The sequence below is a fragment of the Sphingomonas sp. Leaf412 genome (assembly GCF_001425405.1).
GTDB lineage: Bacteria > Pseudomonadota > Alphaproteobacteria > Sphingomonadales > Sphingomonadaceae > Sphingomonas.
Window position 1 is genome coordinate 305,273 of record NZ_LMQP01000004.1, and the last position, 14,621, is coordinate 319,893.

13 protein-coding genes are annotated in these 14,621 nt (G+C 69.8%); 2 read left to right on the forward strand and 11 right to left on the reverse strand.

All coding sequences use genetic code 11. The features are described from left to right. Positions 1 to 45: 45 nt before the first annotated feature. Genes ASG29_RS15685 through ASG29_RS15695 form a run of 3 tightly spaced genes read right to left on the reverse strand, consistent with a single transcriptional unit; the run spans position 46 to position 2,017 of the window. On the reverse strand, positions 46 to 939 hold the full coding sequence (locus tag ASG29_RS15685; protein ID WP_055986433.1) for an alpha/beta fold hydrolase: 894 nt from the start codon (positions 937 to 939) through the stop codon (positions 46 to 48). After that, positions 936 to 1,247 carry an EthD family reductase gene (locus ASG29_RS15690; RefSeq protein ID WP_055986435.1) on the reverse strand — a complete coding sequence of 104 codons (312 nt, stop codon included), beginning with the start codon at positions 1,245 to 1,247 and terminating at the stop codon, positions 936 to 938. Before ASG29_RS15690 ends, ASG29_RS15685 begins: the two co-directional genes overlap by 4 nt. Further along, the gene (locus ASG29_RS15695) at positions 1,244 to 2,017 is read right to left on the reverse strand and encodes an SDR family NAD(P)-dependent oxidoreductase (protein ID WP_055986437.1); all 774 of its coding nucleotides are present in this window, start codon (positions 2,015 to 2,017) and stop codon (positions 1,244 to 1,246) included. The genes ASG29_RS15690 and ASG29_RS15695 overlap by 4 nt, the downstream gene beginning before the upstream one ends. Before the next feature lie 77 nt (positions 2,018 to 2,094). On the opposite strand from ASG29_RS15695, the gene ASG29_RS15700 reads away from it, so the two are divergent. Continuing rightward, positions 2,095 to 3,117 (forward strand): acyl-CoA dehydrogenase family protein, encoded by a 1,023-nt coding sequence (locus ASG29_RS15700; RefSeq protein ID WP_055986440.1) that lies wholly within the window; start codon positions 2,095 to 2,097, stop codon positions 3,115 to 3,117. Then, positions 3,114 to 4,289: an acyl-CoA dehydrogenase family protein gene (locus ASG29_RS15705; protein WP_055986444.1), complete on the forward strand. Its 1,176-nt coding sequence runs from the start codon at positions 3,114 to 3,116 to the stop codon at positions 4,287 to 4,289. The genes ASG29_RS15700 and ASG29_RS15705 overlap by 4 nt, the downstream gene beginning before the upstream one ends. A gap of 127 nt (positions 4,290 to 4,416) precedes the next feature. On the opposite strand, the gene ASG29_RS15710 is transcribed toward ASG29_RS15705, so the two are convergent. Genes ASG29_RS15710 through ASG29_RS15745 form a run of 8 tightly spaced genes read right to left on the reverse strand, consistent with a single transcriptional unit; the run spans position 4,417 to position 14,606 of the window. Then, positions 4,417 to 5,523: an S-(hydroxymethyl)glutathione dehydrogenase/class III alcohol dehydrogenase gene (locus ASG29_RS15710; protein ID WP_055986447.1), complete on the reverse strand. Its 1,107-nt coding sequence runs from the start codon at positions 5,521 to 5,523 to the stop codon at positions 4,417 to 4,419. A 27-nt stretch (positions 5,524 to 5,550) separates the two neighbouring features. Further along, the gene (locus ASG29_RS15715; RefSeq protein ID WP_055986450.1) at positions 5,551 to 6,621 is read right to left on the reverse strand and encodes a c-type cytochrome; all 1,071 of its coding nucleotides are present in this window, start codon (positions 6,619 to 6,621) and stop codon (positions 5,551 to 5,553) included. Continuing rightward, on the reverse strand, positions 6,618 to 7,256 hold the full coding sequence (locus tag ASG29_RS15720; RefSeq protein ID WP_235532964.1) for a cytochrome c oxidase assembly protein: 639 nt from the start codon (positions 7,254 to 7,256) through the stop codon (positions 6,618 to 6,620). The genes ASG29_RS15715 and ASG29_RS15720 overlap by 4 nt, the downstream gene beginning before the upstream one ends. After that, positions 7,253 to 7,633, reverse strand: a complete 381-nt coding sequence (locus tag ASG29_RS15725; RefSeq protein WP_055986456.1) for a hypothetical protein — start codon at positions 7,631 to 7,633, stop codon at positions 7,253 to 7,255. The genes ASG29_RS15720 and ASG29_RS15725 overlap by 4 nt, the downstream gene beginning before the upstream one ends. 20 nt (positions 7,634 to 7,653) lie before the next feature. Then, entirely contained in the window at positions 7,654 to 10,179 is a 2,526-nt protein-coding gene (gene ctaD / locus ASG29_RS15730; RefSeq protein WP_055986460.1) for a cytochrome c oxidase subunit I, read from the reverse strand. Continuing rightward, positions 10,176 to 11,120, reverse strand: coding sequence for a cytochrome c oxidase subunit II (gene coxB, locus ASG29_RS15735; RefSeq protein WP_055986463.1), 945 nt, complete (start codon positions 11,118 to 11,120; stop codon positions 10,176 to 10,178). Before coxB ends, ctaD begins: the two co-directional genes overlap by 4 nt. Positions 11,121 to 11,168: 48 nt before the next feature. Further along, positions 11,169 to 13,169: an ATP-binding protein gene (locus ASG29_RS15740; protein ID WP_082516209.1), complete on the reverse strand. Its 2,001-nt coding sequence runs from the start codon at positions 13,167 to 13,169 to the stop codon at positions 11,169 to 11,171. A 48-nt stretch (positions 13,170 to 13,217) separates the two neighbouring features. Further along, positions 13,218 to 14,606, reverse strand: a complete 1,389-nt coding sequence (locus ASG29_RS15745; protein ID WP_055986467.1) for a DUF1501 domain-containing protein — start codon at positions 14,604 to 14,606, stop codon at positions 13,218 to 13,220. Positions 14,607 to 14,621 lie beyond the last annotated feature (15 nt).

The following is a 14,621-nucleotide window of genomic DNA, read 5'->3' on the forward strand; positions in this document are numbered from 1 at the left end:
GGCGAAGCCGCGGAAGGGTGAGGGCGGTATCGCCTGCCTTACATCTCACGCATCCGGCAGCCACTCGCCAAGGATGGCGTTGACCGCCTCCGGCGCCTCCTGCTGCACCCAGTGCGACACGCCCGGCAATCGCCGGATCGTGAGATCGCGGACGTAGCGGTCGGTGCCGTCGAGCGTTTCCAGCCCCAGCGCGCTGTCCGCCTCGCCCCATATGACCAACGTGGGCACGTCCACGCGCCCGCCGTTGTCCAGTTTCATGCGGTCGCGGTGCCGCGCGGCAGCGCGATACCAGTTCAGCATCGCGGTCATCGCGCCGGGCCGCTGCGCCGCGCGGGCGTAGACGTCGAGCGCCGCGTCGGGAAAGCGCGCCTTGTCCACCGCCATCCCGCGGAACGCCTTGCGGATGCCCGCCGCATCGCGCGCCAGCAGCATCCGTTCGGGCAGCCAGGGCAGCTGGAAGAACGCCATGTACCAGCTGCGGCGCCGCTGCGGCCACTTCCGCAACGCCGCGGCGAAGCACATCGGGTGCGGCAGGTTCATCACCACCAGCCGCTCGACCGGCCGCGCCCGCTTGATCGCGAACATCCACGCGATCGCCCCGCCCCAATCGTGCGCCACCAGCGTCAGCTTCGTCGCCCCGCTCGCGTCGAACAGCGCGGCGGCATCCGCGATCATCCGGTCCGCGCTGTAATCCGCGACCGCGCCCGGTCGCGACGACGCGCCATAGCCGCGCTGGTTCGGCGCCCAGACGCGATATCCCTTCGCCGCCAGCAGCGGCATCTGGTGACGCCACGAATAGTTCAGCTCGGGAAAACCGTGCAGGCACAGGATCAGGTGATCGCCCTCCCCCGCCTCCGCCACCTCGAACGTCAGGCCGTTGGCGGCGACCTCGCGGATGCGGATGCCGCTGTCGGCGTCGGGGACCCAGCTCGCCGTCACGCCACCTTCCGGCTCAGCTGCACCTGCGGCACGACGCCCGAATAATTGACGACGTCGCCCTGCACCTCCGCCGATCGCGGCTGCGCCATCGCCTGCTGGAACGCCTCCATGGAGGCGAAGTCGACCTGCGCGATCGTGGAAAAGGCGGGATCGCCCGACAGGCCGGCGAGCGCGTGGTGGACGCTGACCACCGTCACCGCATCGCCCCACACCTCCTTCAGCAACGGCACGTGCGTGGCGGTGAAATACGCCTCGTCGAACGGCTTCTCGGCATCATAGGGATACAGCACCGTCATCGTCACCATCATGCGTCTCCAAGGTAGCGGAACAGGTTGGGCTGGCCGGTCCACGCGGTCTGCCCGCCATCGGCGACCAGCACGGCGCCGGTGATATAGCTGGCGGCGTCGGACGCGAGGAAGGCGATCGCCTGCGCCATCTCCTCCGGCGTGCCCGCGCGGCCCATCGGGATCGTCGCGTGCCACGCCGCCGCCAGATCGGGCAGCTGGGTCAGCCCCGCGGTGATCGGCGTCGCGATCAGGCCGGGACACAGCGCATTCACCCGCACGCCGTCGCGCGCGTGATCGATCGCCAGCGTCCGCGTGTAATTGATGACCGCGGCCTTCGCCGCGGCATAGGCGGAGAAGCCGTAGTCGCCGGCGAGGCCGGAGATCGACGCGGTGTTCACCACCACGCCCTTCGCCGCGATCAGGTGCGGCAGCGCGGCGCGGCAGGCGTAGAAGACCGCGTGCAGGTCGATCGCGATCACGCGTTCCCATTCGACGGGGTCGAGATCGGGCGTCTTCCCGAAGCTGCCGATGCCCGCATTGTTGACCAGGACGTCGAGCCGCCCGTGGTCCGCGACCGCCGCCGCGATCATCGCCTCCACCGCGCCGCGATCCGCGACGTCGACCGGGCAGGCGGTGCCGCCGATGTCCGCGGCGGTTTCCCACGCGGCATCGCCGTTCAGGTCCGCCACCACCACCGTGGCGCCGTCCTGCGCCAGCAGCCGCGCGGTCGCCGCGCCGATGCCCGATGCGCCGCCGGTGACGATCGCCACCCTGCCCTCGAACCGTCGCATGGTTCCTCCCCCGACGCACGACGGTTGATTCGCCGCCGCGTCCGGCGCATCATAACTTTGGTTACGGAGGGGACGCAATGACGGTCGAGGATGGCGGCTTCGGTCGCGCGGAAGCCGACGCGCTGCGCGACAGCGTGCGCCGGCTGCTCGCGGACCGTTGTACCGAGGCGGACGTGCGCCGGATCATGGACACGCCGGACGGGCACGACCCCGCGCTATGGCGCGCGCTCGCGGACCTGGGACTGGCGGGGCTGACGATTCCGACCGCGCTGGAACTGGCGATGGAGGAGGCGGGCGCGGCGCTGCTTCCCGCGCCGCTGCTGTCCTGCGCGATGGCGGCGGCGCTGCTGGCGGACGACCCGCTACGGGACGATATCGCGGACGGTTCGCGGATCGCGACCGTCGCCTTCGCGGGTGCGCACGACTGGACCGGGCGCGGCGACGTGACGGTCGGCGACCGGGTCGCAGGCACCGCGCGGTTCGTGACCGATGCCGGGATCGCGGACGTCTTCCTCGTCGCCGCGGACGAGGGCGTGTTCGCGGTCGACCGCGCCGACGTCCGCGTCGTTCCGCTCCCCGTCTTCGACCGCACGCGGCGCATGGCCGACCTCACTTTCGACGCCCCCGTGAAGCAGGTAGCGGGCCCGGAGGCGATCGGCCCCGCGCACGACCTCGCCATCGTCGCGCTGGCGGGGGAGCAGGCGGGCGCGGCACGCGCGATGCTGGACCGCACGATCGCCTATGCGCGCGACCGCCACCAGTTCGGCCGCGCGATCGGCAGCTTCCAGGCAGTCAAGCACATGGCCGCCGACCTGCTGCTGGAGGTGGAAAGCGCCGTCAGCGCCGCGCGCGACGCCGCGCGCCAGGTCGAGGAGGACGCGCCCGGTCGCGACGCCGCGGTCGCGCTCGCCGCCTTCGCTTGCGCCGACGCCTTCGTCCGCGTCGCCGCCGACGGGATCCAGATGCATGGCGGGATCGCCTTCACCTGGGATCACCCCGCGCACCTGTACCTGCGTCGCGCGCGATCGGGGGCGCAATTGTTCGGCGACGGCGACCGGTGGCGCGATCGCTACCTGACGGCACTGGAGGCAGCGGCATGACCGACGATCACCTCATCGCCGAGGTAGACGCCTGGCTGGCCGCGCATTGGAAGGGCGCGCCCGATTCCCACGAGCAGTTCGGCCGCGATCCGCGCGCCGCATGGCTGGCGCAGGTAAGGGACGCCGGCTGGGCCGTGCCACGCTGGTCCGCCGACTGGTACGGCCGCGACCTGCCGGATGCGCAGGCGCGGCTGGTCGAGCGCGCCTTCGCCCGCGTCGGCGCGCCCGGCGCGGGGCAGGACCGCACGAACCTGTGGGCCAACACCGCGCTCGCGCACGCCACCGATGCGTTCAAGCGCGAGGTCGTCCCGCAATTGCTGGCGGGCGAGGTCGGCATGTGCCTGCTGTATTCCGAACCCGGCGCGGGCAGCGATCTGGCCGCGGTCCGCACCCGCGCCGACAGGGTCGACGGCGGCTGGCGCGTGACGGGGCAGAAGGTGTGGACCAGCGGCGCGGCGGTGGCCGACTACGGCATGCTGATCGCGCGCACCGACTGGGACGTGCCCAAGCATCGCGGCATCAGCTTCTTCTTCCTGCCGATGAAGCAGGACGGCGTCACCGTCCGTCCGCTGCGCCAGATCACGGACGAGGCGCATTTCAACGAGGTGTTCATCGACGACGCCTTCGTGCCGGAGGACAATCTGCTCGGCCCGCTGAACGGCGGCTGGGGCGTGTTGCAGACCGCGCTTGCCTACGAACGCTCGGTCATGGGCGACCGCGCGCGCGGGCCGCGATCGGGGGCGGGCGGGAACGACCTGCTGGCGCTGGCGCGCGAGGCGGGGCGGCTGGGCGATCCCGTCGTGCGGCAACGCGTGGCGCAGGCGATCGCTTGGCGCACGCTGAACGCGCTCAACACGCGCCGCGCGAAGGCGGAGATGGCGCAGGGCACGTCGTCGCCGATCATGTCGCTGGGCAAGCTGGCGATGAGCCGCATCCTGCACGAGGACGCGCGCGTCCGCACGTTGCTGCTGGGACCCGAAAGCCTGCTGGAAGGGCCGGACCATCCGCGCGCGGAGGACGCCAACTTCCTCGCGCTCAACGCCTATTTCACCTCGATCGGCGGCGGCACGGACCAGATTCAGCGCAACATCATCGGCGAACGCGTGCTGGGCCTGCCCAAGGAACCGGAGGTCGACCGGACGATAGCGTTCCGGGACGTGCGGGCGGGGTAGCTCCCCTCCCTGAAAGGGAGGGGGCGGGTCGGACCTTCGAGATACGGCAAGGTCAGGGCGCGGAGCGAGCGTATCGCCCGGCCCGCACCCACCCCCAGCCCCTCCCTTTCAGGGAGGGGAGCACGGCTCAATAGATCACCACGCTCCGGATGCTCTCGCCCGCGTGCATCAGGTCGAAGCCCTTGTTGATCTCCTCCAGCGTCAGCCGGTGGGTAATCATCGGATCGATCTGGATCATCCCGTCCATATACCAGTCGACGATCTTTGGCGTGTCGGTCCGCCCACGCGCGCCGCCGAACGCGGTGCCGCGCCAGTTGCGGCCGGTCACCAGCTGGAACGGACGGGTCGATATCTCCTTCCCCGCCTCCGCCACGCCGATCACGATCGACGTGCCCCAGCCGCGGTGGCAGCATTCCAGCGCCTGCCGCATGACGTCGGTATTGCCCGTCGCATCGAAGCTGTAGTCCGCGCCGCCGTCGGTCAGCGCGACGATGTGCGCGACGATATCGCCGACATCTTTCGGGTTCGCGAAATGCGTCATCCCGAACCGGCGACCCCATTCCTCGCGATCGGGATTGATGTCGACGCCGACGATCATCTTCGCCCCCGCCAGCTTCGCGCCCTGGATCACGTTCAGCCCGATGCCGCCCAGCCCGAACACGACCACGGTGTCGCCCGGCTGCACCTTCGCGGTATGCACCACCGCGCCGACACCGGTGGTGACGCCGCACCCGACATAGCAACTGGTGTCGAACGGCGCGTCGGTCCGGATCTTCGCCACCGCGATCTCGGGCAGGACGGTAAAATTGCTGAAGGTGGAACAGCCCATGTAGTGAAAGATCGGCTGCCCCTTGTACGAAAAGCGGGTCGTGCCGTCGGGCATCAGGCCCTTGCCCTGCGTCGCGCGGATCGCGGTGCACAGGTTGGTCTTGCCCGACAGGCACGACTTACACTGGCGGCATTCGGGCGTGTACAGCGGGATGACGTGGTCGCCGGGCACGACGCTGGTCACGCCCGCGCCGACTTCCCGCACGATGCCCGCGCCCTCGTGCCCCAGCACGCTGGGGAACAGGCCCTCGCTGTCCAGCCCGTCGAGCGTATAGGCGTCGGTGTGGCAGATGCCCGTCGCCATGATCTCGACCAGCACCTCGCCCGCCTTCGGGCCCTCCAGGTCGAGTTCGACGATCTCCAGCGGCTTCTTCGCCTCGAACGCGACGGCGGCTCTGGTCTTCACGGAATATTCTCCTTCGGGCAGGTCGCGTTACGGGGCGGCGGGCGCACCCGCAAGGTAACGCGCGAGCGGCTCGACCATGTCCTCGGGAATGCGCCGCGCGATCACCGCCATCGCGTCCTGCGGTTTGCGCGCGTCCACGACCTCCTTCTCGCCACGCCAGTGCCACAGCCGTTGCGCGATATACTCGGCCTTCTGCCCCGCCAGCACCGGCTGACGCTTGCCCGCCGCGTGGCAACTGGCGCAGGCCGAAAGCTGGATCGCGGGCATTCCGCGCTCGACGATCTCCCGCGCCCGTGCGCCGCCCGACGGCACCGCGCCCAGGCCCGGCATGGCCGCGAAATGCCGCGCCAGCGCGCGCCGTTCGTCCGCGGTCAGCGTCGCGGCGGCGTTCTGCATCACCGCGCTCGCCCGCCGGTTGGCGCCATAGTCCGCCAGCGCACGCTCCAGATACGCGGCGTCCTGACCGCCCAGCACGGGAATGTCGCCCTGCCCGCGCCCGCGTCCGTCCGGACCGTGGCACGCGACGCACCCCGCCAGCGTCCCGCTGCTCACCCCCGCCACGCCGACCGTCCCGGCCCCCGCCGCCTCGCCCGACAGCGCGCGATATTGCGCCGCGGTCAGGGAGGGCAGGCGGCGGACGAAGGCGACCATCCGCCGCACCTCGTCCGGGCGATCCTCCGCGCCCCAGGCGGGCATGCCCGTCATCTTCACCCCGTGCGTCAGGATCCAGTTGAGCTGCGTGTCGCTCCACTTGTCCGAATCCAGCCGGGTCAGGTCGGGTGCGGGGGGCGTCGCCTGCTGCATCACCGGCGACGGGCGGACACCCGGCGCACCGTGGCACGAGGCGCAGGCGGCGGCGAAATGTCCCGCCGCGCTGACCAATTGTCCGTCGCGCGCGATAGGCTCGTTCGGCGAATCCAGCCACGCATGCGTCCGCACCGAATTGCGCATCGTCCAGTGCAGGAACCAGTCGGTCACCGCCCAATGCCCCGACGACGCCGCGACCGTGATGACCCCCGACCATGCCGCCAGCAGGACGGCGGCGAGGATTGCGACCAGCGCCGCAACGACGCGTTTCCAGGTGATCCGGATCGTCATGTCGCAGGCTTTCGAAGCAGGGTGGACAGCAGCCACAGCCCGCCGAGGCAATAGCTCGCCCCGCCGACCAGCAGCATGACGACGCCGCCCAGCTGCTGGTCCGCCAGCGCGTCCAGCCCCGGCGCGGGATGCATCGCCATCATCGCGTACAGGGGCCGCGGCGCGAGGCCGATCAGCGCGCCCAGCAGCGTCATGTGCATCGACGTCAGCAGCAACGCCGCCACGCCCGCCGCGGGTTGCGCGAACGCGGCGCGCCACAGCATAACGCCGACGCCGAGGAACATCGCCTGTTCGAGCAGCGCGACCGCGACCGACATGTCCGCGACGTCGCGAAGGGCGGGGACGTGCCACGCCCACACGATCGCGAACTCGACCGCCGCCCAGAGGAGGGGGGAGTTGCTGCCGCCCTCTTCCCCGCGGGAAGAGGGTTGGGTGAGGGGCAGCCACGAACGCAGCATTGTCTGGCGGCCCCTCACCCCGACGCTCTTCGCGGAGGATAGAGGGAGTCCGAAGGCCAGCACCGGCGCCGCCACCGCCACCGCGCTCATGTGCGCCGCCATATGCCCGGTCATCCCCAGCCCCGCGAAGGCCAGCACCGTCGCCACGATCGCGACCAGGATGCCGACCGCGGTCACCGGCAATCCGTCAACATCAGCGCGGGCGCGGCAGTGAACAGGACCGCCACGAAACTGAGCGCGGCCAGCAGCATCGTCGCCGCCGCGAGGAAGCGGAGCCGGTCGGTGTCGGTCGACCCGTCGTGCGGCGGCGGATCGCCCGGTCGCCGCGACTGGATCCACGCGATCGTCCCCGACGCGACGATCACCAGCAGCGCGATCGTCGTGCCCGCGACGAACGCCGCCGGAAACCGCGGGAAGCCCCCTGCCTTCGCGCAACTGATCGCGACCCACAGGTAGCAGAACAGGAAATGGACCGCCCACACCGTCGGCGGCACGATCAGCGTCCACAACGTCACCTTCAGCTCCAGGATGCGCGTGCGCAACCCGTCGCGCATCCGGCTGGGCTTCCGGTCGCTCACGACAGCACCGGGAACAGGCCGATCGTGGCGTAGGTCACGATCGCGGTGACGGCGAGGAAGTGATGATAGACGGTGATGTTGCGCACGTCGGCATCGTGCCGCGGCGTCATCCGCCCCGCGATGCTGCGCGCGAGGGTATAGAGCTGGCAAATCGCGCCCACGCCCGAATGCGCGGTGGTCCAGATCGCAAGCGTCCAGACGATCGCGGGATAGACGTGGAGCGTCGGTTCCAGCCCGGTCACCCACGGTCCCGCCAGTCCCGCGCCGATCGCCGCGAGCGACAGCGCCGCGCCCGCCGCCAGCAACCCGCGCGCCGCGCCCACCGCGCCGCGCGCATTGCTCTCCCGCGCCGCCACCGTCATCGCCCAGCTGACCAGTGTCAGCGTCAACGCGGCCATCGGCCAGAACACGCCCGGCCCGTCCAGCCCCGCGCCCGACGGCGGGAAATCCTCATGCCGGGTCCAGAAGAAGAAATAGCCGAAGACGAGACCGGAGAAGGCGGTCATGTCGGCCAGCATCGTGATGAACATCGCCCACCACCCGCTCGCCGACGTGCCCGATATATAGATCGGCAGCGTGATGCCGTGACCGATCGGCTTCTCGTCCTTTTCGGGGATTTCCGCGGTGCCGGTCCACAGCCACCACAGCACCATGGCCAGCGTCGCGACCGCCCCGACGAGCGACCACCAGTACAGGTGATAGGTCGTCAGGATGAAGACGCTGCCCAGCGCCACCGCGGTCGCCATCGGCTTCCACGACGGCCCGCCCAGCCGCAGCACCTGCAACGGCCGCGCATCCAGCACCGTCGTCACGATCGTCTCGCGCCGTCCCTCCTCCGCATCCGGCAGGAAGAAACGACCCTCGTCCACCTTGCGCACGAAGTCCTTCTGGTCCCAGATCGGGTAGCGGCTTTCGATTAAGGGGACGGACCGGATGCCCCAATCCTCGTCGTCCGGGTGCGCCAACCATTCCAGCGTCCCCGCCTGCCACGGATTGCGCGTCGCCTTCGCCCGCCACGGGCTGCGCGCCAGATCGACGCAGATGATCGCGACGCCGAACGCGAACACGTACGATCCCAGCGTCGACGCCATGTTGAACGCATCGACGCCCAAGTCGCCGGGATAGGTGAACACGCGCCGCGGCATCCCCATCAGGCCGCTGAAGTGCATCGGGAAGAAGGTGAGGTTCACGCCGACGAACAACAGCCAGAACGCGGTCCGCCCCATCCGGTCCGACAGCTTCTTGCCGGTGATGAGCGGCCAGTAATAATACAGCCCGCCGAACAGCGGGATCAGCGTCCCGCCGATCAGCACGTAATGCAGGTGCGCGACGATGAAATAGGTGTCGTGCGCCTGCCAGTCGAACGGCGCGATCGCGACCATCACGCCGGTCAGCCCGCCGATGACGAAGATCGCGATCGATCCCACCGCGTACAGCAACGGCGTCGACCACACGACGCGCCCCGCCCACAAAGTGGCAATGAAAGCGAAGATCTGGATACCCGTCGGGATCGCGACCGCTTCGGATGCCGCGGAGAAGAAGGCGAGGCTGATCTTCGGCAGGCCGGTCGTGAACATGTGGTGGACCCACAGCCCGAACGACAGAAACGCCGTCCCCACCGCCGCCAGCACGATCCACGGATAACCCAGCAAGTGCCGCCGCGCGAAGGTCGGCACGATCATCGCGAACAGCGCGATCGACGGCAGGAAGACGATGTAGACCTCCGGATGGCCGAAGATCCAGAACAGGTGCTGCCACAGGATCGGATCGCCGCCCCGCGCCTGGTCGAAGAACGGCCAGCCAAGCAGCCGCTCCAGTTCGAACAGGATATCCCCCGCGATCAACGGCGGGAAGGCGAACAGGATCATCACCGCCACGACCAGGATATACCAGGCGTAGAGCGGCATCAGGTTCAGCCGCATCCCCGGCGGCCGGCATTTCAGGACGCCGACGATCAGTTCGACCGCGGCGGCGACCGACGATACCTCGATGAAGCTGAGGCCCAGCATCCAGATGTCCGCGCCCAGCCCGCTGAGGTCCGTGCGGGTGGTGAAGGGCGGATACATGAACCATCCGCCGTCAGGCGCGGCGTCGAAGAAGATCGAGCCCGACACGAACACGCCGCCGATCAGGAACGACCAGTAACCGAACGCGCTCAATCGCGGGAACGGCAGGTCGCGCGCGCCCAAAAGCTGCGGCAGCAGGATGATCGACACCGCCTCGAACATCGGGACGGCGAACAGGAACATCATCATCGAGCCGTGCAGCGTGAACAGCTGGTTGAAGGTGTTCGCGGTGACCAGGTCGTTGTCCGGCACCGCCAGCTGCGTGCGCATGATGAGCGCCAATACGCCCGCGAATAGCATGAAGCCGAACGCGGTCAGCGTATACCAGATGCCGACGCGGTTGTTGTTCGTGTCGGTCCAGCGCAGGAACAGGCCCTGCGGCGGCTTCCACGTCGCGCGCAGGCGGTCTTCCTGCGCGGCGCGAAGGGCCGGATCGTCCTGCGCGTGAAGGCTCATTTCAGGGTTTCCAGATAGCGTGCGATCCGGATCGCCTCGGCGTCGGTCATCTGCGGATAGGCGGGCATCCGCGCACCGGGCTTCACCGATGGCGCGTCGCGCACGAAGCGGACGAGGTTGGCGGGCGTCATCGCCTGCATCCCCGCCCCCAGGGTCGGCCGCGTCGCCAGATGAGTCAGGTCGGGTCCGATCGCGCCGGCGTGCGCGGTGCCGCGCACGGCGTGGCAACCGCCGCAGCCGTACGCGGCGAAGGTCGCGTCGTCGGCGGCGGCGTCGCGGCGCTGCGCGGACAGCCACGCCTCGAACGCCGCGGGCTCCATCGCGACGACGTCGAACGCCATCAATGCGTGGCTGAGGCCGCAGAATTCGGCGCATTGCCCGCGATAGCGCCCTGCCTTCGTCGCGCGCACGACCAGCGCGTTGGCGCGGCCGGGAACCATGTCGACCTTCCCGGCCAGGCCGGGGATCCAGAAACTGTGCAGCACGTCGCCCGCGGTCAGCGAGAAGGCGACGGTCCGGCCGACCGGCACCCGCACCTCGTTCGCCGCGACGACCGCGGGGGCGCCCGGTGGCTGGTAGCGGACGCGCCACCAGAATTGTTCGCCCTGGACCGCGATGCGCAGGTCGCCCGGCTCGGCGCGGATCGGGCGCATCTGCGGCAACGTGGCGACCAGCAGGGTGAAGAGGATGATCGTGGGAACCACGCCCCCTGCCCACAACAGCAGACGCATGCCGCCGCGGTGGGTCAGGGCCCCTTCCTTCGCGCGGATCGCAACGATGAACAACGCCGCGACGGCCAGCGCGATGACCACCGCGCCGCCGACCATGACCCACGTCAACGTCGCGAGCCGCTCCGCCTCAACGCCGAACGTCGCGAACACCGATTGCGGCGCACCGCCAGACGAAAAGACCCCGTTCCCCACCCGCGCATAAAGTTCCACGCCGCCGGCGGTTCCCCGCGCAAGTCCGTCGCGGCCTAAAATTCCCGGTCAGCGCAGCAGGCGCGCGACGCGTCCCGCCAGTTCCTCGACCGCGAACGGCTTGGTCAGCACCTCCATCCCCGGCGAGATATGGCCGTGGTTCAGCACCGCATTCTCGGCATAGCCGGTGATGAACAGGACGCGCAGCCCAGGCCGCATGGCGCGCGCCGCGTCCGCCACCTGCCGCCCGTTCATGCCGCCCGGCAGGCCCACGTCGGTGATGAGCAGGTCGATCCCCGCGGTCGCCTCCAGCAGCCGCAGTCCGCTCGGCCCGTCCGCCGCCTCGACGCAGGCATAGCCGCGGTCGGCCAGCGCATCGACCACCAGCATCCGCACCGTCGGCTCATCGTCGACGACCAGGATCGTGCCACGCCCGTCGTCCCCCGCCGCCTCTGGCATCGCGACCGTATCCGCGGGGCCGTCCGCCTCGCCGACATGGCGCGGCAGGTAGATGCAGACGGTCGTCCCCTGGCCGACCTCGGAATACAATCGTACGTGCCCGTGGCTCTGCCGCGCGAAGCCGTAGACCATCGACAGGCCGAGGCCCGTCCCCTCCCCGATCGGCTTGGTGGTGAAGAACGGGTCGAACACGCGGTCGAGCAATTCCTTCTCGATCCCCGTGCCCGTGTCGCTGACCGAGACGGTGACATATTGTCCGGGATCGAGCCCGCGCTCGACCGCGGTGCGCAGGTCGAGCCACTTGTTGGCGGTCTCGATCGTGATCCGGCCGCCGTCGGGCATCGCGTCGCGCGCGTTGATGCACAGGTTCAGGATCGCGTTCTCGAGCTGGTTGGCGTCGACCAGCGTCGTCCACAACCCGGCGGAGGCGGCGGTTTCCACCACGAACTGCGGGCCGACGGTGCGGCGCACCAGTTCGATCAGGTCGGGCAGCAGGTTGTTGATGACGATCGCGCTGGGCGACAGCGTCTGCCGGCGGGAGAAGGCGAGCAGTCGATGCGTCAGCGCCGCCGCGCGCCGCGTCGCGCTCTGCGCCGCGGTCAGGTAACGGTCGACGTCGGCGCCGCGGCCCTGCGCCAGCCTGACGCCGATCATCTCCAGCGCGCCCGATATGCCCGCCAGCAGGTTGTTGAAATCATGCGCCAGCCCGCCCGTCAGCTGGCCGACCGCCTCCATCTTCTGCGCCTGGCGCAGCGCCTCCTCCGCCTCCGCCAGCCGGGTCTGTTCGGCCAGGCGCTCGGTCACGTCGTAGACGAATTGATACGCGCCGATCTGCCGCCCCTCGTCGTCGCGCAGGACGTTGTAGCGCATTTCGTACGCACGCTGGTCGCGGTCCGGATCGCCGAAGACGTCGACCTCCACGAACGGTTCGCCCGCCAGTGCGCGTTCCCATACCGCGGCCACCTTGCGCGCCTGATCGGGCCGGTCGGCGAGCAGGTCGGCGGCGCGAAGGCCGACTTCGGGCCGCACGCCGTAGATCCGCTCGAACTCGATCGCCGCCGCCTTGTTGATCGCGCGCCAGCGCCCGTCCATGTCGATCACCTGGACGAACGCGTCGCTGCCGTCGACCAGGTTGGCCAGCAGCCGCCGTTCCGCCAACGCGGCGGAGACACGTGCCTCCAGCGCCTCCTCCGCCCGACGCCGCGCGGTCGCATCCTTGAACAGGACGGCGACCAGCCGGTCCTCCGGCGGCCCGACGCGAAAGGCGGAGACGTCCAGGACGCGGCGGGTGGCGACCAGTTCCTGCTCGAACCGGATCGGCGTCCCGGTGCGCAGCACTTCCCCGTAGCGCGCCAGCCACGCGTCGGCCTCGTCCGGCACCATCGTGCGCAGCCGCTGCCCGACCACGTCGGGAATGCCCGCGTTCAGGGCGTAGGCGGCGTTCGCCTCGACATGGACGTAGTCGCTCAACGGGCCGTGCGGACCGTCGAGGAAACGGATGATGCAGAAACCCTCGTCCATCGCGTCGAACAGCGCGCGATAGCGATCGAACCGGGGCAGCGCCCCCGGTCCGCCGCCCACCGCGTCCATGGTGTCGCCTGCGTCCGTCATCGCGCCCCTGTCGGCGCGCGGTTGACGCAAATCAACCCGTGTCGACGGTTACAGGAAACCCAGGTCGCGCGTCGAGGCGTCGTAATTGCCGATATTGGGCAGCACCGTCGACAGGTCACCGGCGGGTACGCCGAACCACGTCGCCAGGGTCGCGGCATATTGATCGACCGCGATGCCGGGGATCAGCCGCCCCTGCCCCACGTCGTGCGCGGTGCCGTTGCCGATATCGGGCGCCTCGCCGTAGAAGCGCCGCCCCTTTACCGCGCCGCCGACGACGAAGTGCATCGATCCCCAGCCGTGGTCGGAGCCGTCGTCGTTCGACACCAATGTCCGACCGAAATCGGAGGCGGTGAAGCTGGTCACCTTTTCCGACACGCCCAGGGCGACGGTCGTATCGTGGAACGCGCGCATCGCGTCGGCGACGCGGCCCATCAGCACCGGATGCTGGGTCGCCAGATTGTCGTGCAGGTCGAACCCGCCCATCGAAACGAAAAAGACCTGCCGCCGCGCGCCGAGGTCGGCGGAGACGGAGATCATGCGCGCTACCATCTTCAGCTGATCCGCCAGCGTGTTGTTGGTGGGAAACAGGGGGAAGGCCGACGTGGGCGCACCCGACAGCGCCCCGGCGACCTGCGCGTAGGTATCCAGCGCGCGTTTCGAGATCGCGGCATGTTCCGCACCCATCATGTGCCCCGGCGCGGTGGTCATCAGCGTCTTGAGCGCCTGCTGCGCCGCGCCCGACGTGTACAGGGTCGAGGCGTTGTTAAGCAGCGCGACCGGGCCGCCGGTGCCCGTGGCGTACTGGATCGCGTTGCGCCCCGTCAGGTAGACCGCATTACCGCTGGCGTTGATGCACGTCAGCGTCGCGGCACCGTTCCCGCCCTGGAACAGGTCGCCGATCCGCCCGCCCCAGCCCGACGTCGCGCCTTCCGGCTGCGACGCCATGAAATAGCTCTGCTGGTCGTTGTGGCTGAACAGCTTCGGGGGCAGGCGCACCGATCTGGCCTGGTATTGCGCCTTCGTGGTCGGTTCGACCAACGTGCCGACGTTCAGGATCGGGGCCATCCGCCCGGCGTCGAACAGCGGCTTCAGCGACGCCATCGTCGGTGCCAGCGCATAGTGCCGCCCGCCCTTCAGGTCCGCCGACGGCGTCAGCGCGGTGGCGGCCAGCGCGTCGCGCTGGATCGCGATATTCTGCCGCGCGGCCAGATATTGCGCGTGGCCGGCGGTATCGTACGGGACCAACGTGTTGGCATAGTCCATGCCGCCGTACAGGAAGACGCAGACCAGCGCCTTGTAATCGCTGTTGGTCGCGGCGGCCGCCTCGCCGATCGCGCCCAGGCTGGTGACGAAGGGCGCGGCGACCCCCGCCATGCCGAGCGCGCCCGCACGCTTCAGGAAGGCGCGGCGCGACTGGTCGTGCTGGAACTGGCTCATGGACGTATCCTCGCG

Coding starts and splice junctions, on each gene's coding strand:
- ASG29_RS15690 (WP_055986435.1), bottom strand. CDS start 1,247: ATGATGGTGACGATGACGGTGCTGTATCCCTATGATGCCGAGAAGCCG.
- ASG29_RS15695 (WP_055986437.1), bottom strand. CDS start 2,017: ATGCGACGGTTCGAGGGCAGGGTGGCGATCGTCACCGGCGGCGCATCG.
- ASG29_RS15700 (WP_055986440.1), top strand. CDS start 2,095: ATGACGGTCGAGGATGGCGGCTTCGGTCGCGCGGAAGCCGACGCGCTG.
- ASG29_RS15705 (WP_055986444.1), top strand. CDS start 3,114: ATGACCGACGATCACCTCATCGCCGAGGTAGACGCCTGGCTGGCCGCG.
- ASG29_RS15715 (WP_055986450.1), bottom strand. CDS start 6,621: ATGACGATCCGGATCACCTGGAAACGCGTCGTTGCGGCGCTGGTCGCA.
- ASG29_RS15725 (WP_055986456.1), bottom strand. CDS start 7,633: ATGCGCGACGGGTTGCGCACGCGCATCCTGGAGCTGAAGGTGACGTTG.
- ctaD (WP_055986460.1), bottom strand. CDS start 10,179: ATGAGCCTTCACGCGCAGGACGATCCGGCCCTTCGCGCCGCGCAGGAA.
- ASG29_RS15740 (WP_082516209.1), bottom strand. CDS start 13,169: ATGACGGACGCAGGCGACACCATGGACGCGGTGGGCGGCGGACCGGGG.
- ASG29_RS15745 (WP_055986467.1), bottom strand. CDS start 14,606: ATGAGCCAGTTCCAGCACGACCAGTCGCGCCGCGCCTTCCTGAAGCGT.